Below are 19,379 nucleotides of genomic sequence, written 5' to 3' on the forward strand. Positions count from 1 at the left end.
GATTGTCGGGGCGTCATCGCGCCCCTGCTGACGCGAGAGCTGGGCACGAATGTCGTCCTGAAGAACGGTCTTCCGTTGCGTTGATGGCAGGGAGGCACCACCAACTTCATTGCAACCGCTGTTTATGGACAGAGCCTCAGTCCGGTCACCCGAGAATTCTGCTCTGAGCAGCGGCCTGGAGGTCTTTTTTGTCCCTGCTGGCGTGACGCTGGATGTCAGCCCAGTCCACACTGAGCGTTAAGCCACCACTGCGCCCTCGGCCTCCAGCACAAACAGGTGGTGGCCCAGGTGAACGCCCAGCACTGTAGACGTCCATCCTTCCTCGGCCAGCACACGCAGCCCGCAGCTGGCAAAGAGAGCTCTCCACTCCACACCAGAGCGCTGGGTCTGGGGGTGGCCCACCTCTAGATTCATCAGGGCGTCCAGCGCCTGGGCCCGGCGGGACGCGCGCGCACCACCCACTTCCACGTCCTCCAGCACCAGCAGCCGCCCGTCCGAGACGCGCGCCGCCTCACGCACGACCGCCGCCGGATCGGGGCAGTGATGCAGCACGAAGGCCAGCAGCACCGTCCCAAACGCCTGGTCCTGAAAAGGCAGGGTCCGGCCGTCGTAGAGTACTCGGCGCAGGCCCAGCCGCCGCGCCAAATGCCGGGCCAGCGGCTGAGCCACCAGCCATTGCCCGGCGGCCCCCCGGTGCGGCCGGACATCCGCCAGGGTGACGGACCAGCCCGCGCGGGCCAGCAGCGCCCCCGTGTGCCCGGTGCCGGCTCCCAGGTCCAGCACTGGGCCGGGAACCATGTAGGGCAACAGCCGCCGCCGCAGGTCTGCCGCCCGCGCCCAGCCCACCGGACCGTACAGGGCCGCCATCAGGGCGCCCCACACGCTACTGGCCCCGCTTTTTGGTGCCGCGCATGGGGGCGTGGGTCCAGGGGTCATCCGGCCAGGGATGCTTGGGATAGCGGCCGCGCAGATCCTTGCGGACCTCGAAATACGACGAGTTCCAGAACGAGCGCAGATCCTGCGTGACCTGCACCGGGCGCCCAGCCGGCGACAGCAGGTGCAGCAGCACTGGGGTGCGCCCGCCGTTGACAGCCGGCGTGTCGGCCAGCCCGAACAGTTCCTGCAACTTGACCGCCAGAATGGGCGCTTGGCCGGGGCGGTAGGTCAGGCGGATGCGGCTGCCGGTCGGCACAGTCAGGTGGGTGGGAGCCAGGTCGTCCAGCTGAGCGAGCAGCCGCCAGGGGAGCTGGGCTTGCAGGGCCGGCAGAAGGTTCAGGCGGGCCAGGTCCTCACGCGAGCGCGCGCTACCCAGAACGGGCCCCAGCCAGTCGTCCAGGGTAGCCAGCAGGCCGGCGTCACTGAGGTCCGGCCAGCTGTCCTCGGGGCGCCAGGCGCGCAGCGATTCCACGCGGTCCCGCAGCGCCTGCGCCTCGGGGGCAAAAGTGAGGAGGTGCAGCCCTTCCGCGCGAATGGCTCCCGTCAGGGCCGCTGCCCGCGATTCCGGGGGCAGGTCGCGCAGGGGGCGCGTCTCCAGCACCAGCGCCCCAAAGCGCCGCTCTCGCTGGGCCAGCAGGGTGCCGCTGCGGGGGTCCCAGCGCACGGCGTCGGTCCACTCGGCGCCGGCCTCCAACGCGGCGGGGTCCAGCGGCGCGGCCAGAAAGATGCGCCCTTCCGCCTGCCCAGCGTCTAGGTGGGCCACGGCCAGCGCCCGCGCCCCGGCCAGGGCGTCCCCCTCGGGCAGCGCGGCGCCCTGGCCGCCCGCCAGCAGAAAGCGCCCGCTCCTGAGCCCAGACACCGACTCGCGCGCCAGTGCCGCCCGCTCCGGGTAGGCCCACGCCACCAGGGCGCCCACCGCGAACGGATCGGGCGGGGTATCGTCTGGGCGCACTCTCAGCAGGCCGCGCCACTGCCGGGACAAGCGCTCGGTACGGTCCAGCACGCCTGCGTCCCCCCTTCCCCGCTCGCCGCGTCGCCAGGCGCGCAGCGCGGCCACCCGGTCGGTCAGGTCTGCGCCGGACCCTGGCGGCAGCGGGTCGCGTTCTTCCAGCAGCGCGGCCACATCGGCGGCCAGGGGAGCGTCCTCAGCCGCGCTCAGCAGATGGGCCAGCCGTGGATGGGTGGGAAAGTCCAGTAGGCGCGCGCCCTCCGGCGTGACGCGGCCCGCGTCGTCCAGGGCGTCCAGACCGCGCAGCACCTCGCGGGCCGCCTGGACCCGGCGCGCGGGCGGCTCGTCCAACCACCAGAGCGTGCCCGGCTCCTGCACGCCCCACTGCGCCAGTTCTAGGGTGAGGGGGGCCAGGTCGGCCTCCAAGACCTCGGGGGGCCGGGCCGCCGGCAAGAGGGGCTGGGTGCGCTCGCTCCAGAGCCGGTAGGCCACCCCCGGCGCCGTGCGCCCGGCCCGGCCCGCCCGCTGCGCCGCCGCGTCCTGTGTGACCCGGCCCGTGACCATGCGCGATAGACCCGAAGCCGGGTCAAACTGGGCAAAACGGCTTTGGCCGCCGTCCACGACCACCCGAACGCCGTCAATGGTGAGCGAGGTTTCCGCGATGCTGGTCGCCAGCACCACCTTGCGCCGCCCCTGGGGGTCAGGGCGCAGCGCCCTTTGCTGCTCGGCCACTGGGAGGTCGCCGTAAAGAGGCAGCACGGCGGCGTCCGTGTCGGCCAGCTGCGCCGCCGCGCCCCGAATCTCCCGCACGCCGGGCAGAAAGGCCAACACGTCCCCCGGCTGGGCCGCCAGCGCCGCGCGCACCTGCCGCGCCACGAGGTCTTCCACGCGCCCGGTCGGGTCAGTGGCCAGATACCGCACCTCAACGGGGTAAGCACGGCCCTGACTTTCAATCAGCGGCGCCCCCAGGCGGCCGGGTAGGGCTGGGTCGAGGGTGGCACTCATGACCAGCACGCGCAGGTCGCCCCGCAGAGCACCCTGCACTTCGCGCAGCAGGGCCAGCGCCAGGTCGGCATTCAGCGAGCGCTCGTGAAACTCGTCCAGAATGACCAGGCCCACGCCGGCCAGTTCCGGATCGTGTTGCAGCCGCCGGGTCAGAATGCCTTCAGTGACCACCTCCAGCCGCGTGGCGGCCGACACCCGCGCTTCAAAGCGCACGCGGTAGCCCACGGTGGCGCCGACCTCTTCCCCCAGACCTTGCGCCAGCCGCGCCGCCACCGCCCGCGCCGCCACCCGCCGGGGCTGAAGCATGATGATCTTTTGCCCGGCCAGCCAGGGCTGATCCAGCAGCGTCAGCGGCAGGGCCGTGCTTTTGCCTGCGCCGGGCGGCGCCTGGACCACCACCAGCGGTTGGGTGGCCAGGGCCGCTTGCACGGCGGGAATGACGTCTTGGATGGGGAGGGTCACGGGGTGAATGGTAAGGGGTGAGTGGCTTTATGATTTTGGGTTGGATGGGGTTTGAAATGCTTTACCCCACCCCCCAGCCCCCTCCCCCAAAGGGGCAGGGGGAGCAACGTTAGCACTGGGCAGGGGTTGACTGATGCGGCGAAGAAGCCAATTCTTTCTGCGCGGTAGACGCCATGGCACACCTGCCGCCCATCGCCCCACGCCCGCGCGCTGCGCGCACGACGGCTTCCGTTGCTGGCCCCGTAAAGTTGGAGTATAGGGACACTTAAACACGAGGTTTTACTTTTGAAAAGACAGAAAAAGGCGCTGTTACTTGCGCGCTTTTGCCTTTGAAAGTAGAACCCACCGAGCGCACCAAGACCCCTTGCCCCAGTGCCGCCCAGGTCCAGGCGAGGCCATTGTGCGCGCAGCGCGCAGGCCCTTTCGCGGGGGCAGCGGATGGCGTCGAAGCCAGACACGTGGACGAACAGAGCAAGCTGGCCGACGCCAGTCAAAACTCTTGCCCAGTGCCAACGTCTGCTCCCCCGTCCCCCCTGGGGATGGGGGCTGGGGGGTGGGGTAAAGCCGCCTAAAAACCTACCCAAGCCCCAACACCCCCCGCAAATCCCCTAGCACCACTTCCGGCACCTCCCCCCCCAACCCATGCCCCGTCGGCAAATATGCCGCCCGCAGCCCCACCGCCTGCGGCCCCCAAATGTCGTTGCGCGGCGAGTCCCCCACAAACCAGGCGTCAGCAGCCCCAACCCTAAGCCGCTCCAGCGCCAACTGGTAAATGCGCGGGTCCGGCTTGCTGAAGCCAACCACTTTGCTGATGACCACATCGTCCACCAAGTCGCTCAGGCCACAGCGGGCCAGGCAGGCCTGTTGCACCGCCTCCCAGCCGTTGGTGACGATACCCAGCCGAACGCCACGCGAACGCAGGGCCCGCAACACGTCGTGGGCGTGTGACATAGGCACAGCGTGATTCATATGCGTCCAGAAATCTTCGAAGAGTGCCTGCGGATCATGCGCCAAAGCCAGTTCTTTGACCAGCTGCGGCATCACCAGCGTCTTGGAACGGTAGCCGTGGTCGTCCAGCTCGACAAACCGCCCGGCGTACCGTTCCGGCAGCTCAAACCGCGCCACATGCTCCGCCAACCAGGCGCGCACAGTGGCCGCGCGGTCATGCAAGGTGCCATCTAGATCGAAAAGAATCGCGTGGGGAACGGCCGCAGGCATCACACGCAGGATAGCCAGCCGAGTCGCCTTAGGACGCCTTACCCTCTGGCCCCTCGTCTGGGGACTTGTGGAAAGCCGCGCCCATGCGGCGCACTTCCTCGTGAATCAGGGTGGTGTTCAGCGACACGGCGGCCGTCATGCCGCCCGACGCCGCACTCATGACGTACTGGGGCGCGCCGGTCATGTCGCCGGCGGCCCACACGCCCCGCACACTGGTCATGCCGTTCTCGTTGACCACCACGCGGCTCTTGTCGTTCAGGTCGCAGCCCAGCGCGGCCGGGAGGGTGCTGCACTGCTGCTGGGTCGGATTGAGAAACAAAGCGTCCAGGCACAGGTCGCCGCCGCCCCGGAACCTCACACGCACATCTTCCCGGCCCGCCAGCCGCAGTAGACGCCCCGTCTGCACGGTAATGCCCACCCGCTGAAGGTCCAGCCGCTGCTCGGCCGTTAATTCGTCGGGGCCGTCAGTGAGCAGCGTGACCTCGTCCGACCAGGACCGCACACTCAGCGCCAGATGGTGCCCCTCCTGGCCCGAACCCAGTACGCCCAGCCGGGCGTCCCGGTTGGGCCAGCCGTCGCAGTAGGGGCAGTGGTGAACGGTCTTGCCCCAGCGCTCGCGCAGGCCAGGCAGGGTGGGCAGTACGTCGCGCACGCCCGTGGCCAGCAGCAGGCGCTGTGACCGCACCCACATGCCTTCTAGGCGCAAGGCGAACCCGTCAGAGGTAAAAGCCGCTTCCCGTGCCAGTTGAGGCACCACCGTCACTGGGTAGGGCGCCAGGTCCGCCAGGCCGATGGTTTTCAGGTGCGTGGGCGTCACCCCGTCGCGGGTGAACACCCCGTGCGCCGCCTGCGCCCGCACGTTGCGGGGAGGGCCGCCGTCCAGCAGCAGGACCCGGCGGTCGGCGCCGCCCAGCACGAGCGCGGCATTCAGGCCCGCCGGCCCCGCGCCCACCACCACGGCGTCGTAAGCATCTGTCATGGGCGTGGCCCCGGCCGCACGCTGAGGTCCGGCAGCGTGGCGTCGCGCGGCGCCTGAAGGGCGAAAGCGATGGTGGCCGCCACCGTCTGCGGATCAACAAAGGCCTCGGGGGTGTAGTCAGCGCCTTCCTGAGCGCGCACTTTGGCCTGCATGGGGGTGGCGGTGCGGCCAGGGTAGATGCTCGTGACGCGCACGCCGTGCTCAGCTTCTTCGTCGCGCAGGGCGTCGGCCAGGGCTTTTAGGGCAAACTTGCTGGCCGCGTAACTGGCCCAGCCCGCGTTCGCCCGCAGGCCCGCCGTGCTGTTCACAAAGACCACGGTGCCCCGCTCGGCCCGCAACTGGGGCAGCAGCAGCCGGGTCAGTTCGGCGGGCGCCACTGTGTTGACCGCCAGGGTATGGGTCCAGACGTCGTGGGGCTGGTCGGCCACCGTGCCCAGTTCAACCACGGCCGCGCTGTGGATGAGATTGGTCACGCGCGGAATGCCGGAGAGAGGCGCCGCAAACGTTTCGGGACGGGTCAAGTCCAGGAGCAGTGGCTGGGCCTGGAGTTCGGCGCATAGGGCATCTAGGGCTGGGCCGCCGCGCCCAGCCAGCAGCAGGTCGTGGGTCGGGGCCAGGGTGCGGGCCAGCGCCGAGCCAATGCCGCCCGCCGCGCCGGTAATCAGGGTGAGGGGCCGCTGGGTCATGGCCCCAACGTTAACGCCCTTCGGCCCACAGCAGGCGCGTGCGAAAATACTGTTCCTGAAACCGGATGATGGTGCCCACCGATTCGGGCGTCCAGGCGGTGCCGCCCCTGGCCACCACCAGCTTGTCTTCGGCGTCGTCCAGGCGCTCGATAATGGCAATCACCTCGCCTTGGGCCGCCTGCACAGGTTCGTCCCAGCCCAGCAGGTAGGCGTCAATGGGGTGACCATCGCCCGCCAGGGTGCCCGGCACCTCGCCGTAATTGACGGGATACACGAGGTCGGGATGCCGGGGATGCACTGACCCCAGGGGCCGGTCCACAACCACCTGCACCTGCTGACCCAAGTAGGAAAGCAGAGCACTCATGGCTGCGCCTCCGGCTGAGTCCCTGGACTGGCCGGCGTGCGGCGCACCAACCCATCGGCGGCGCGCGTGGTTTCGGGGAGGCGGTAGCGCGGGGCCAGGTGCAGCACCCAGGTGAGGGCCGTGGGCAGTGAGACCCGGTGCCCCACCGAGACATACACCGGCCGCACGCCACTCTGGGTTCGCAGGGTGGCCCCCAGGACTTCGGCACCGTCCAGCAGCGGCGTATGCGCGCCTCGGTCCGGTCCCGGCGGCGTCTCTGCACCCGTCAGGCGGGTCTTGCCGCAGCCGATGGTGGGCAGGTCCAGCGCCACGCCCAGATGGCAGGCCAAGCCAAAGCGGCGCGGATGGGCCCGCCCATGCCCGTCACAGACGATTAGGTCGGGGCGGCGGCTCAGGGCTTCCACCGCCCGCGCCACGGGCGAGCATTCGCGGAAGGAAAACAGCCCTGGGATGTAGGGAAACTGCGCCTGGTCACGCACCGTCACCTCCTCCAGCACGGTCAGGGTGCGCGCGTCCAGAAGGGCCGCGGCGGCCACCAGTTCGCCGCTCTGGTCGTGATAGGCCACGTCCACGCCCGCCACTGTGGCCACAGGGCCCAGGTCGTCCTCGGCGACCACCAGCCCGGCCCAGGCGCGCTGCCAGGCCTCGGCCACCTGGGGGTTGGGCGGCGGCGCCAGCAGGTCGGGCCTCACCGCGCCGCTCCAGCGTAAAAGTCAGCGACGCCCTGGGCCAGCGCCTGCGCCAGCCGCTCCTGGCCGGCCGGGCTGTGCAACAGGCGCAGGTTGCCCGCATCGGTCAGGTAGGCCAGTTCCACCAGCACGCTGGGCTGGGTGGTGGGGCGGGTCAGGGCCAGGTCGGCCCCTGGTTTGAGGCCCGCGCCCGGCCCCAGATCGGGCAGACGCGCCCGCAGCGCCGCGAGGATGGCCGCTGCCACCGGCTGCGCCTGCGGATGGGAAAAATACACCTCGGGGCCCCGAATCCCGCGTGGGTCGCGGCCGTCGGGCAGGGCGTTGGCATGCACCGAGATCAGCAGGTCGCTGGCTGTCTCCTCGGCCAGCAGCCCGCGCTCGGTCAGGCCCAGGGTGACGTCGGCGGTGCGGGTCAGGTAAACGGTGGCGCCCTGGGCGCGCAGCAATTCGGCCGCCCGCCGGGCAATCGGCAGCACCAGTCCCTTTTCCGGCACCCGCAAGCTGCCGGCGCCCCCGTTCTGAGTGCCCCCGTGGCCGGGGTCCAGCGTCACCACGCGCCCCAGCAGCGGCTGCGCCGGGTTGAGGCTGGGCGGCAGCCGCACCCTCAGGCGCAGGTCGGGGCCGTCGTAAGCGGCCCTGAAGCCCCAGGCCGCCTGGGCCAGGCGCAGGGTCAACCGGGTGACACCGGGGGCCACCGCCTGCACCTCGGCCCCGGCCAGGGCTGGGGGCCGCTCTGCGGGGACCGTGAGCGGCGCAGCCAATGAGCCATAGAGCGTTAACGCCAGAGTCCGGGCGTCCGGCTGTTCCAGAGTGAACGGTGGGCGCGCAGGGCCCAGTGGCACCCGCACCGAGAGCGCCGGGGTGGGGACAGCGGTGGGCACCGATTTGGGCGGCGCGCTGCTGGTGGCCGTGGGGAGGGCGGACAGAACGGTCCCCTCCCCTTCCCCTTCGGCCGTCACCCCGCCGCCGCTCAGGGCGGGAGGCGGGGCAAAGCCCAGCGGCGAGACCTGGTCAGCCGCCACCAGAGCACCCAGCCCAGGGGCCAGGCGCAGCCGCAGGTCAGGCCCGACCCGGCCCACAGCCCGGAAGGTCATGCCCTCGCGTGGGTACAGCAGCGCCTCGCCGTTCAGGGTGGTCAGGACCGTGCCGGCGGCGTTGATGCCCAGGCCCGGCACACTGCCCGGCAGCTGCGTGACGCTGCGGGCCAGGGCCGGCGCACTGCTGAGGCGGCCCGGCGCCGCCGCGCTGACGGTGCGGCCGTCGCGGCCCGTCAGGCTGACTGTCAATGCCGCGCCGGTCAGGGTCAGCCCGGTGGGCAGCGTATAGGCCCCGCTGTAAACCCCAGCCGGCCCCTCGGTCAGCGGCTGCGCCGGGCCGCCCGCCACCCGGAAGGTGGCCCGGCCACCCGGCGACCCCAGGAAGCGCACCGGCACCCGCCGCTCGGCCGGGCTGTCGTTGGCTGCGTCCCAGAAGTCCAGCGGCTGCGCGGGCTGCACGCTGGCGCGGTCAATGGCGGTGGGCACCGCCGGCAGCGCGCGGGCCACGGTGCGCGTGACGGTCAGCACCCGCGCCGCACTCTGACCGCCCAGGCGCGTCACCAGCCGCAGGGCATTGCCGCCGGCTTTCAGCGGCCACCACGTCATGAACAGGCCATCGGGGCCGGTGGGCACCAGGGTGCCGCTGACCGTCAGAGTGGCGCCCGGCGTCACGCTGCCTTCCAGAATGACGTGGTCGGCGGCCACGCGGTGCCCGTCCGGTGGATAGGCCACATAAATATCCGGCGCGGCCTGCGCGGCGCCCGTCAGCAAGGCGAGACCCAAGACCAGCGAAAGAGAGGGCTTGCAAACGCGCATGCTCCCCGAGATAGCACGGCGTATGCTGCAACTCCATGAGCGACCCGCTGCTGACGGCTTTTGACGCCCAGTTGCCGACCTATGAAGCGCTGCGGGACGCGGCGGTCGCGCACACCGCCAGCTTGATTACGGAGGCGGGCCTGAACATTCACCACGTCACCGGGCGCGTGAAAAAGCGTGCCAGCCTGGGGGATAAACTGCGCCGCAAACCCGGCCGCTACGGCGCGCTGGCCGACGTGACCGACCTGGTGGCCGCGCGCGTGATTACCTATTTCGAGTCGGATGTGGGCCTGGTCGCGCGACTGTTAGAGGAGCACCACACCATCGACTGGGACAACTCGATGGACAAGAGCAAGATGCACGATCCGGACCGTTTTGGGTATCTGGGCGTGCATTACGTCGTGGAGGTGACGCCGCAGACGCCGGGGCTGGCGGCCTTTGCCGGTCTGAAGTTTGAAGTGCAGATTCGCTCGATCCTCCAGCACGCTTGGGCCGAGATTGAGCATGACCTGGGCTACAAAAACCGTGAGGCTATTCCGCGCGAGGTGCAGCGGCGCTTTTACCGCCTGGCGGGCCTGCTGGAGATGGCCGATGAGGAATTCATGGCCCTGCACCGCCTGTCGCGCGACTACGCCGCCACGCTGCCGCAGCGGGTGGCCGAGGCCCCGGACAGCGTGTTTATCGACGCCGCCAGCATGACGCACCTGCTGGGTTTGCCCCCGGTGCGCGACTTGGACGAAGCGGTGGCGCAGGCCCTGCAGGTGCCGCTGCTGACCGGCTGGCCCGACCCCGAGCGCCCGCAGCGCCTGGCCCAGCTGCTGCATTATGTGGGGGTGCATTCGGTGGGGGCGCTGCACAAGGAACTGCGCCGCCACCACGCCGAGGTGGTGTGTTTTGCCTCCACGCTGCTGCCGACCCTCCGCGAGACCTGGACGCCGGCCGGCGGCGCGCGACCCGGCACCAGCGTGGTGCATTACGGCCTGCTGCGCGCCTGCGTCAATCCGGCCCTGAACCCTCACGAGATTGTCAACCTGCTGGACCTGCGCGGCGTTCTGAGCAGTGAGCACCTGGTGCAGGCGGTTCAGAACGCCTACGAGTGTGCGGTGGCGAGCCGTGGGCCAGAGGCCACGCCGCAACCTCTTCAGCCTGCCGTGTCAGCGGGGGCTGAAGATGAGACCCCCGCCCCCCCAGGGCTTGAGCGTCGCCTGACGAGCGACTGACACAGGCGGCGCACGCTGAAGGCGACGGAACAGGGCCAGTGCCGACCGTCCTGGTCAGCCCGCCGCGCCCGCCGTCAAGGGAGAAAGGCTATGCGTTCTGAAGAAACGGTTCGTCAGCCACTGGTCAACGCCGCTTCCCTGTCTACCCCGCTCCTGTGGGCCGCGCTGAACGCCTACGAGTTCCCGCCGGCTCTGCTTCGCCGCGCGGCCCAGGACGCCCGCTGGACCCCGGCCTTCACGGCCCGCGCCGCCCAGGAATACCGCCGCTTTCTGTATCTGGCGGCTATCTGCTCCCACCCCGTCACGCCGTCGAAAGCGGTGGACGAGCTGTGGCACACCCACCTGCTGTTCACCCGCGATTACTGGGAGCGCCTGACGCCGCTGCTGCCCCGGCCCCTGCACCATGAACCCGGCGACGGCCAGCCGAGCGACGCCGCCCACTTCCGCACGCAGTACGAGCAGACGCTGGACGCCTATGCCCAGACCTTTGGAGAGCTGCCCCCAGCAGACCTGTGGCCAGACGCGCGCCGCGCACCCAAGCCGGCCCCGCAAGTGCAGGGCAGCACACGCGGCGCGGCCCTGTGGCTGGCCAGCGGCGCCGGGCTAACCTTGCTCCTCACCTTGCTGGGCCTGCCGCTCTGGTTGACCCTGCCCGTGTTCGGGCTGCTGACGCTCCTGGTGCTGGGTGGGCGTAGCAATCCCCGGACGCCACGCCACGCACCGCGGCGCTACCGCGACAGCGACACCGGGGCGCTGGCCTTCATCGGTCTGGACACCAGTTCAGGCCAAGCCGACAACAGCTGTGACAGCAGTTCCAGTGGAGACAGCGGCGGCGGATGTAGCGATGGAGGCGGCAGCAGTTGCGGTGGCGGGGGCTGTGGCAGCTGAGGCCCTCCCGAACGGAACCCACTGCCTGACAGCGCCATTGAAAGCGCACGGTCTGCGCCTCCGAACCGCGAACTCCGTGCACCCTGCTCCGCCGCTGTCTGATACGGATTCCGCTGAATTGCAGCACAGCCGGAAAGGCACCGCCTGCGCTTCCATATCGCGAAATCCGCATTTTTTCCTTCTCGCTCTGCTGCGCAGCTTTCCAAGTCCGCTCGGATTTCACCGAGCATTCTGCTCAATTCAATCGGAGTGCGTATGAGTCTTCTGACTCTGGCGTCCAGATCAGGTCTTCCCCTCTCGCCAGACACCCTCTGCCCCGGAACGCGGGAGCCCCAGCACCGCCGGCAAGTCCACCAGCCGCTGTACAGAGGGCACCTGGTGGTCGGGGGCGGGGTGGCCGACCCGGTTGACCCACACCGCCCGCAGCCCCGCGTGACGCGCTCCCTCGACATCGTTGGCCCAGGAATCGCCCACCATCACGGCCGCTTCGGGCTGGACGCCCAGCGCGGCGCAGGCGGCGTGGTAGGCGCGGGGGTCAGGCTTGGCGCAGCCCAGATCGTCTATGCACAGCAGCGCGTCCAGTTGGCCCTCCAGCCCAAAGTGCGCCAGTTTTTCAGCCTGCACCTCGCGCACGTAGTTCGTCAGCACCGCCAGCTTCAGGCCCGCCGCCCGCAGGGTGCTCAGCAGGGCGCCGGCACCGTCCAGAAGCGTCCACGCCTGGCGGTAAGCGCTGCGGTAGGTGTGGGTGGCGGCTTCACCGTCGGGCGCCGCCACCCCCAGGTCCGTCAGCAGCCGCGTAAAACGCAGCACCCGCGCGCCGTGGGCCGTCAGCTCGCCCCGAAACAGCATCGGGTCAATCGCCCGAATATGCGCCGCGTGCTGAGCAAACAAGTCGTGGGGGTCCAGGGTCAGGCGGTGACCCGTCGCCAGCGCCCGCAGCCCCGCGTGGGTGCAGGCCGTATCGTCAAACAGAGTGTCGTCCAGGTCCAGAATCACAGCCCGCAGCGGCGTCATGAACGGAGTGTAGAGCGGGTCTTCTGTAACAGGCGGCGCCTCGGCGCAGGAACGGCGTCAGGGGTCGGGCCCGAAGCGGGTGACCTGGACCGCGACCCGGTGGAGCCCTCCCGAAACAGGCACTTGCAAGGTCACCCACATGGGGTAGCCAGAGTGCCCATGAAACACGGCAAGCACATCGAAACAGGTCAGCCGCGAGACCTCCAACAGTTCTCCAATCAGTTCAAACAGCTGTTAGGTCGTCAGAGCGGCCTGTGCCCAGCGGACCTGCGCCTGAGCAAAGCGCTCCTCTAAACGCGCCCGCCGGTCGTCCTGGGCGGGTGAGCATGCCCCGGCCACCGCCGTTCCCAGCATGAAGACCAGCGCTAACCCGCGCCCACATCTGACGGCCCGCATCTAATCCAGTTGCAGGAAAATCGCTTTGAGGTACTGCGCTTCTGGAAAAGTCGCATAGTGGTCCGGAGCGTGGCCGCTGGTCGCCAGTTCGCGCCACGTGCGGCCACTGCGCCCCGCCGCTCCGCGCACCGCTTCCCAGAACTCAGGCGCGCTGACATGCGCCGAGCACGACGCGCTGACCAGAATGCCGCCGCGCTCCAACCGCCGAATCCCGTCGGCCGCCAGCTTGCCGTATGCCCGAATGGCTCCGGCCCGCTCCGTCTCACGCCGGGCCAGCGAAGGCGGGTCGAGAATCACCAGGTCAAAGGGGCGCCCCGGCTGGGCCAGCCACTCGAACACATCGGCCTGCACGGTTTCGTGAGGCGCGGTGAGCTTCGGATTCAGGGCAAAGTTGCGCGCTGCACCCGCCAGAGCGTGCGCGCTGATGTCCAGACTGACCACCTCGGCTGCGCCGCCCCGCGCCGCGTACAGCGAAAAGCCCCCGCTGAAGGAAAAGGCATTCAGGACCCGCCGGCCCCGCGCGTGTTTTTCGACGCGGCGACGGTTGTCGCGCTGGTCCAGAAAAAAGCCGGTCTTCTGCCCGCGCAGGACATCGGCCTCGAAAGCCAGGCCTGTTTCATGGAAAACGACAGTACCGTCCTCTACCTCTCCCGCCACCACCTGACCGTCATGCAGCCCCAGTGCCCCCGCCTGGGCCTGAATATTGCGGCTGAGGCGCAGCACCACCGCGAACCCAGGAAAGCGGGCGGCGAGCAGCCCAAGCACCCGTTCCAGGTGTGGGAACCACGCCGCCGTGTAGAGCTTGAGCACCAGCGTCTGCGAGTAGCGGTCCACCACCAGGCCTGGAAAGCCGTCAGATTCGCCGTTCACCACCCGGTAGCCGTCGGTGTCGGGCCCAAACAGCGGCGCGCGGCGCAGCAAGGCGGCGTCCAGGCGGGCGGTCCACCACGCATCGTCCAGGGTCACGGGCGCGCCCTGATGCAGCACCCGCACCCGCAGCGGGCTGGCCGGGTCGTACAGGCCGATGGCCAGAAAGCGGTCGCGGCGGTCATAGATAACGGCCAGTTCACCGGCCTCGCCTTCGCGGTTCTGGTCACGCAGGCTCGATTCGTACACCCAGGGGTGACCGGCGCGGATATGGGTCTCGGCAGCGGGCGACACCCGCAGGCGCAGGCGGGCACGGGGGGCAGAGGCGGCGTCCGGCATCCCCGCAGGGTAGCGCATGGGGCGCAGAGTCGGCCTCGGCGTGGCGACCTCACCTCCAGCAGTCAGGCTGCCCAGGGGGTAGTAATTCACCTGTATACGCGGCTTTCCCGAGGCCAGACCTGACGGGAAAGGAGCGCCGATCTACTTTTGCAGAACTGTATCCCGTTCTTTCTCTGCCCTGCGCTACCGCACAAGTCCACCTCCTCCCCACCCTCAGGACACCGAACCGACTGCTGTTCGCCGGACCAGCACCCGCAGGGCCAGCGGCGCCAGCACCGTGGTCAGCAGCACCATCAGCAGCACCTGGGCATACACGGGCCCCTCAATGATCCCGGCGGCCAGGCCCAGACTGGCGACAATCAGGCCCACCTCGCCGCGCGGCACCATGCCGGTGCCCACGAGCAGGGCCTCTTGGCCCAGGCTGCGCGCCCCCAGCAGGCCGCCCAGCACCTTACCCGCCACCGCCAGCAGCGTCAGGGCGCCCCCGGCCAGCACCACTGCGGCGCTGGTCAGCACGCTCAGGTCCACCTGCAAGCCCACCACCACGAAGAAGATGGGGGCCAGAAAGGCTTCCAGGGCCTGCACCTTCGACTCGAATTCCAGCTCGTCCTTCACTTCCGCCAGCACCATCCCAGCCAGAAACGCCCCGATGATGGGCGCCAGGCCTGCCACCGTGCTGAGCGCCGCCACCCCCAGGCCCGTCACCACGGCCACATTAAACATGCGCGACACGCTGAGGCTACGCAGGCGCGACTCGAAACGGCGAATGAGCGGCAGGCCCACAGTCAGTACCAGCGCCACAAATCCCAGGCTGAGGCCCAGAATCAGCCCCACCTGCGCCGCGCCCATGCTCTGCCCGGTGCCCAGGCCGCTGACCACCGCCAGCAAGGTCAGGCCCAGAATGTCGTCGATGACCGCTGCACCCAGGATGACCTGGGCGAAGCGGGCGTCCATCACGCCCAGTTCCTGCAACACCTTGGCTGTGATCCCCACCGAGGTCGCCACCAGCGCCGTGCCCACGAACAGGGCACTGACGGTGCCCAGGTTCTGCCACAACCCGAACCCCAGGCCCAGCCCCAGCGGCAGGATGATGCCCAGCAGGGCCACCAGCACGGCTTCCTTGCCCACCGCCAGCAGGTCGCGGAAGCGGGTTTCCAGTCCCACCATGAACAGCAGGAACACGGCGCCCAGTTCGGCCAGGCTCAGTAGAAAGTCGTCGGCCTGCACCAGCCCCAGGGCGCCGGGGCCAATCAGCAGCCCGGCCAGCACTTGCCCCACCACGGCTGGCATCCCAAGGCGGCTGGCCAGCGCCCCGCAAAGGGTGGCCGCGAGCACCACCCAGAACAAGCCCAGCAGCAACCCGGCCGTCTCTCCCGAACTGGCCGCCAGCGCCGAACCAGACAGCAGGGGCAGAAAGGTCAAAAGGAACTTGAACATAGGGAAACCTCCGGTGGAAGCGGATCGAACATAGGGACGGGCCTCAGCGGCGGCACAAAAGAATAGAGACAGGCCAATTTGACCTGTCTCCACCCAAGCGGACTATAGGGGCCGCACCCCGCCGCACGGTGGCGGCGCTGTTCTGCGTTCACTCTACTGCACCCAGCGCCTACCCGGCTCCGACCCTAAGGCCAGATGAGGCAAGCCCGCTGCGGCAAATGAGGCAGCGCGGGGCGTGAGAACACTCTAAGCTGCTTGACGTGAAGCGTTCCGCCCGACTGGCCCTGCCTCTGCTGACCTGCACCGCCCTGCTGACCGCCTGCCCCGGCGGCGGCGACGGTGGCACCACCCCGCCGCCCCCTCCGGCCGACACCACCGCGCCCACTGTGACGCTTCAGGGCGTTCAGAGCGGCCGAACCCTGACGCTGACGGCCAGCGCTCAGGACGCTGTTGGTGTGGCACGGGTGGACTTTTTTGCGGGTACGACCCTGCTGGGCAGTGACACCACCGCGCCCTACGAAGCCCGCCGCACCGTGAGCAATGCAGACAACGGCATTCAGAACTTCACGGCTAAAGCCTATGACGCCGCTGGCAACATGAGCGCGGCGGGCACGCAGGTGACGGTGAATGTTGCCCCCACGCTGTACCAGGGCGTCTGGGGCTGGGGTCTGGTCAACGCGGCCGGCACCTTTGTTGACCAGGGCGCCGTCATTTTTGACGATGAAGGCCGCCAGAACGGCCAGACGGCGGCGCTGGGCATCTACTGGAACCAGGCCGAGACCCGCGCCGGATACAGTCTGCTGGGCGAGATTACCGCCCGAGCAAGACTGGAAACAGCCTTCTCCTTTGACGAGAACCTCAATGACCTGCGCTTTTATTTCATTGGGATAGACGACGACCAGCAGATGGGCACCTTCCAGGGCAAAGCCGCCTTTGAAGGCAGCGGCGCCATCTTCAATGCAGCCGGTGAACCCACGCAAGACGTGTTTGTGTTGCTCGTTCAGTCATCCACCTCTGTGCCCAGCGGGCTGGGCGCCCAGAGCGCCGCCAAAGCACAGGCCCGCGCACTGGTGACTGGAGCGCTGGCTCAGCGCCAGGGCCGCCTGACCCAGCTGAAGACCAACCCTGATGCGGTACGCAACGCCGCACGCACTTTCCTGAAATAAACGCCAAAGCAGAGGGGGACGGAGGCACTAAGCTCCCGTCCCCCTTTCTTATCCTGCTCAGTCGGCCGCTTGCCCTTCTTCCGCCGGGTAAACCTCAATAATCCCCGCTGCGCCCATGCCGCCGCCGATGCACATGGTAATCAGGGCCTTACCGCCGCCCCGGCGCCCAAGCTCGTAGATGGCGCTGGTGGTCAGCTTGGCGCCCGAGCAGCCCAGTGGGTGGCCCAGAGCGATGGCGCCGCCATTCACGTTCAGAATTGCCTCGTCCAGCCCCAGTTCGCGGGCAACCGCCAGCGACTGTGCGGCAAAGGCCTCGTTCAGCTCAATCAAATCAATATCCGCCAGGGTCAGACCCGTCTGGGCCAGCACCTTGGGTACGGCCTTAACGGGGCCAATACCCATCAATTCGGGCTCTACGCCCGCTACCGCAAAGCCCAAGAACTTGGCCAGAGGTTTGACACCCAGTTCCTGCGCCTTCTCGCCGCTCATCAGCAGGACGGCAGCGGCGCCGTCACTGAAAGGGCTGCTATTAGCGGCACTGACCGAGCCGGTCGCTTTGAACGCCGGACGCACCTTGGCCATGTCAGCCAGGTTGGCATCGCGGCGAATCAGCTCGTCCTTGTCAAACTGCATGGTGTCAGACTTCATCTTGGTGCCCTTGGCCTTGTCCACGCGCACTGGCACCGGCACAATCTCCGCGTCAAACTTGCCGGCGTCCTGCGCGGCGGCGGCACGCTGGTGGCTGCGCAGGGCGAAGGCGTCCTGATCTTCGCGGGAAATGCCGTACTTGGTCGCCACGTTCTCGGCAGTCAGGCCCATGCCGATATACGCGCCGGGGCGGCTGTCCACCAGATCGGGGTTGGGGCTGGGGTTGTGGCCGCTCATGGGCACGAAGCTCATGGATTCCACACCGCCCGCCAGCATCACGTCGGCCTGACCCGCCTGAATGGCCGCCGCCGCCATCGCAATGGTTTGCAGGCCGCTGGAGCAGAAGCGGTTGACGGTCACGCCGCCTACGCTGTCGGGCATGCCCGCGCGCAGGGCGGCCAGACGGGCCACGTTCAGGCCCTGCTCGGCTTCGGGGATGGCGCAGCCGAGGTACACGTCTTCCACGACGGCGGCGTCTACACCAGCGCGCTTCACAGCCTCATTTAGCACAAGAGCAGCGAGGTCGTCGGGGCGGGTGTTGGCCAGCGTGCCTTTGACGCCACGACCAACAGGAGTCCGAACAGCCGAAACAATAACAGCATCACGCATACAAATTCTCTCCTCTTATTCGAGAATTCATGAAAGCTCAAGGTGGATTAGGTGGTCTGGAGCATGAAAGAAGAGCTCCTGTTTGACGGGCCTCTGAACTAGAGCAATATTGATGACCTTGTGAGTCATGATATTGACCTTCAACAAACGTCTCCATTCGAATCTAGCCGTTTCGCCAAGAACTAATTCAATGTTTTTGGGCGATCCAAACGGATGGGCAGAAAAGGGAGTCGCTCTCAATAGACCCTCTTGGAGCTTTAGGCCTATCTCTTGGGGTTGGGCAAAGACAAGATTGTCGTATTCAAGCACTCTGTCTTCTCGGATTGACGACACAAAATGAGCAACAGCCACTGTTGAGTGCGCAATTTTGATGACGGGCAGTCTCATCGCCAACTTTGCTTCCTGACGTGCCTGCTTATTTTCGAACAGACCAAGGTGCTGAATAATGACTAAGGGCTCAGTCACACGTCCACCTTCTCCAGCACCCTTCCCACAAACCCCTCTAACTGCGCGTCGTACTTTGCCGGGTCAATGTTCCAGCAGCGGATGTGCTTGGCGCCTTCGACGCGGTGGTACTCGATCAGGTCGGGGCGCGCAGCAGCCAGGGCATCTGCCTGCGACACCGGAATGGTGCGGTCGCGGGTGCCGTGCCACAGAATCATGGGCAGGGTGAACTTCGGCGCAGCGCGTAACTGGTCCACCGTGTCAAAGTCCTGCCCACTGCGGCGCGTCACCACATACTGCGTAAAGGCCGCCACATGCCGCGCCAGAAACTTCGGCAGGCCGAAGCGCGTGCCTTGCGACAGAATCGTGGCCCGCCAGTCCAGCACCGGGCAGTCCAGCGCCACACCCAGCACAGGCAGGGGGAAGGGCTGGTGCTTCTCTCGCAGAACACTCAGCACCACATTTCCACCCATGCTGAAGCCATATAGAACAGCACGCTGGTAGCCGTGTTCTTTAGCCCAGGTCAGGGCGGCGCAGATGTCCTCGGCTTCCTGGTCGCCCAGGGTCAGGTAACCATTGGCTGAACGGGGCGCCCCATGGGCATTGCGGAAGGTGACGAACAGGGAGCCCACCCCCGTCCGCTGCAGTGCCGGCAGCATCCGCAGCGCCTGGGCCCGCTGCCCACCGTGCCCGTGCACCACGATGACCAGGGCGTCCGAATGCTCCGGCACCTCACCTGTGGGCGGAATATGCCAGGCGGGCATCTCGCCCAGCGGCGTAGAGACGGCGGTGTCTTCAAAGGCCACACCCAGCTGGGCCGGCGTGCCGTTGTAGACGAAGGTGGACACCCACGCCAGCGCGCCGTTCGGCAGCACCCCGCGCTCCTGAAGCACTGGGCGCTTGACCAGCGTACCCGTCAACTTGCCGCCGCCCAGCACCGCGTGGCCCCGGTTGGGCAGCAGCGGCACCACACCCACCACCCCGCGCGACAGCGTTTCCGAGCCCGCCGGCAGGTAGATGTCGTTGCCGCGCCGCCCCACCGGCACAAACACACCCTTCACCCATCGGGTTTTAGACCGCAGGGTAATGTCGGCCCCGAACAGCGCGCCAGCGAACACCAGAGCGGCGTAGCCCAGCGCGGCCCAGGCCAGGGCGCGGCGTTTGCGAACGGAGCGGAGTCGGTCAGTCAGGCGGGTCATGGAGTCATCCT

At 68.3% G+C, this 19,379-nt stretch carries 17 protein-coding genes; 3 read left to right on the top strand and 14 right to left on the bottom strand.

Translation table 11 applies throughout. The annotated features are described in order from the left end of the window. Positions 1-237: 237 nt before the first annotated feature. From GO986_RS06765 to GO986_RS06800, 8 genes are all read right to left on the bottom strand, one after another. Complete coding sequence (locus GO986_RS06765) at positions 238-936, bottom strand: class I SAM-dependent methyltransferase (RefSeq protein ID WP_157458534.1); 699 nt, start codon at positions 934-936, stop codon at positions 238-240. Further along, positions 884-3,352: an ATP-dependent helicase HrpB gene (gene hrpB / locus GO986_RS06770; RefSeq protein ID WP_369409208.1), complete on the bottom strand. Its 2,469-nt coding sequence runs from the start codon at positions 3,350-3,352 to the stop codon at positions 884-886. Before hrpB ends, GO986_RS06765 begins: the two co-directional genes overlap by 53 nt. A gap of 576 nt (positions 3,353-3,928) precedes the next feature. Next, positions 3,929-4,570: an HAD family hydrolase gene (locus GO986_RS06775; protein WP_157458535.1), complete on the bottom strand. Its 642-nt coding sequence runs from the start codon at positions 4,568-4,570 to the stop codon at positions 3,929-3,931. A gap of 28 nt (positions 4,571-4,598) precedes the next feature. Beyond that, on the bottom strand, positions 4,599-5,549 hold the full coding sequence (locus tag GO986_RS06780; RefSeq protein WP_157458536.1) for an NAD(P)/FAD-dependent oxidoreductase: 951 nt from the start codon (positions 5,547-5,549) through the stop codon (positions 4,599-4,601). Next, entirely contained in the window at positions 5,546-6,235 is a 690-nt protein-coding gene (locus tag GO986_RS06785; protein WP_157458537.1) for an SDR family oxidoreductase, read from the bottom strand. Before GO986_RS06785 ends, GO986_RS06780 begins: the two co-directional genes overlap by 4 nt. Before the next feature lie 10 nt (positions 6,236-6,245). After that, the gene (locus GO986_RS06790; protein WP_157458538.1) at positions 6,246-6,599 is read right to left on the bottom strand and encodes an inorganic diphosphatase; all 354 of its coding nucleotides are present in this window, start codon (positions 6,597-6,599) and stop codon (positions 6,246-6,248) included. Further along, positions 6,596-7,291, bottom strand: a complete 696-nt coding sequence (nfi, locus tag GO986_RS06795; protein WP_198170464.1) for a deoxyribonuclease V — start codon at positions 7,289-7,291, stop codon at positions 6,596-6,598. Before nfi ends, GO986_RS06790 begins: the two co-directional genes overlap by 4 nt. After that, a complete protein-coding gene (locus tag GO986_RS06800; RefSeq protein WP_157458539.1) occupies positions 7,288-9,141 on the bottom strand; it encodes an N-acetylmuramoyl-L-alanine amidase in 1,854 nt (617 codons plus the stop codon). Before GO986_RS06800 ends, nfi begins: the two co-directional genes overlap by 4 nt. A 35-nt stretch (positions 9,142-9,176) precedes the next feature. Between GO986_RS06800 and GO986_RS06805 the strand changes: the two genes are divergently transcribed. Both GO986_RS06805 and GO986_RS06810 read left to right on the top strand, forming a co-directional pair. After that, positions 9,177-10,361 carry a GTP pyrophosphokinase gene (locus GO986_RS06805; RefSeq protein ID WP_157458540.1) on the top strand — a complete coding sequence of 395 codons (1,185 nt, stop codon included), beginning with the start codon at positions 9,177-9,179 and terminating at the stop codon, positions 10,359-10,361. A gap of 90 nt (positions 10,362-10,451) precedes the next feature. Beyond that, positions 10,452-11,249 (top strand): glycine-rich domain-containing protein, encoded by a 798-nt coding sequence (locus tag GO986_RS06810; RefSeq protein WP_157458541.1) that lies wholly within the window; start codon positions 10,452-10,454, stop codon positions 11,247-11,249. A gap of 282 nt (positions 11,250-11,531) precedes the next feature. Here the strand turns inward: GO986_RS06810 and GO986_RS06815 are convergent, their stop codons facing one another. The 3 genes from GO986_RS06815 to GO986_RS06825 form a co-directional block, all read right to left on the bottom strand. Beyond that, positions 11,532-12,263, bottom strand: a complete 732-nt coding sequence (locus GO986_RS06815; RefSeq protein WP_157458542.1) for an HAD family hydrolase — start codon at positions 12,261-12,263, stop codon at positions 11,532-11,534. 396 nt (positions 12,264-12,659) lie between these two features. Continuing rightward, complete coding sequence (locus GO986_RS06820; RefSeq protein WP_157458664.1) at positions 12,660-13,865, bottom strand: 23S rRNA (cytosine(2499)-C(5))-methyltransferase; 1,206 nt, start codon at positions 13,863-13,865, stop codon at positions 12,660-12,662. Between the two features lie 213 nt (positions 13,866-14,078). Continuing rightward, positions 14,079-15,302, bottom strand: coding sequence for a cation:proton antiporter (locus GO986_RS06825; protein ID WP_157458543.1), 1,224 nt, complete (start codon positions 15,300-15,302; stop codon positions 14,079-14,081). A gap of 260 nt (positions 15,303-15,562) precedes the next feature. On the opposite strand from GO986_RS06825, the gene GO986_RS06830 reads away from it, so the two are divergent. Beyond that, positions 15,563-16,468, top strand: a complete 906-nt coding sequence (locus GO986_RS06830; protein ID WP_157458544.1) for an Ig-like domain-containing protein — start codon at positions 15,563-15,565, stop codon at positions 16,466-16,468. Positions 16,469-16,525: 57 nt separating this feature from the next. On the opposite strand, the gene GO986_RS06835 is transcribed toward GO986_RS06830, so the two are convergent. From GO986_RS06835 to GO986_RS06845, 3 genes are read right to left on the bottom strand one after another with little or no spacing between them, the layout of a single operon-like run. Beyond that, positions 16,526-17,725 carry a thiolase family protein gene (locus GO986_RS06835; RefSeq protein ID WP_157458545.1) on the bottom strand — a complete coding sequence of 400 codons (1,200 nt, stop codon included), beginning with the start codon at positions 17,723-17,725 and terminating at the stop codon, positions 16,526-16,528. Positions 17,726-17,752: 27 nt separating this feature from the next. Further along, entirely contained in the window at positions 17,753-18,190 is a 438-nt protein-coding gene (locus GO986_RS06840; protein WP_157458546.1) for a hypothetical protein, read from the bottom strand. After that, complete coding sequence (locus GO986_RS06845; protein WP_157458547.1) at positions 18,187-19,368, bottom strand: alpha/beta hydrolase family protein; 1,182 nt, start codon at positions 19,366-19,368, stop codon at positions 18,187-18,189. Before GO986_RS06845 ends, GO986_RS06840 begins: the two co-directional genes overlap by 4 nt. Between the last annotated feature and the right edge of the window lie 11 nt (positions 19,369-19,379).

Origin of the sequence: Deinococcus arboris (assembly GCF_009755355.1) — a bacterium.
GTDB classification, from domain to species: domain Bacteria; phylum Deinococcota; class Deinococci; order Deinococcales; family Deinococcaceae; genus Deinococcus; species Deinococcus betulae.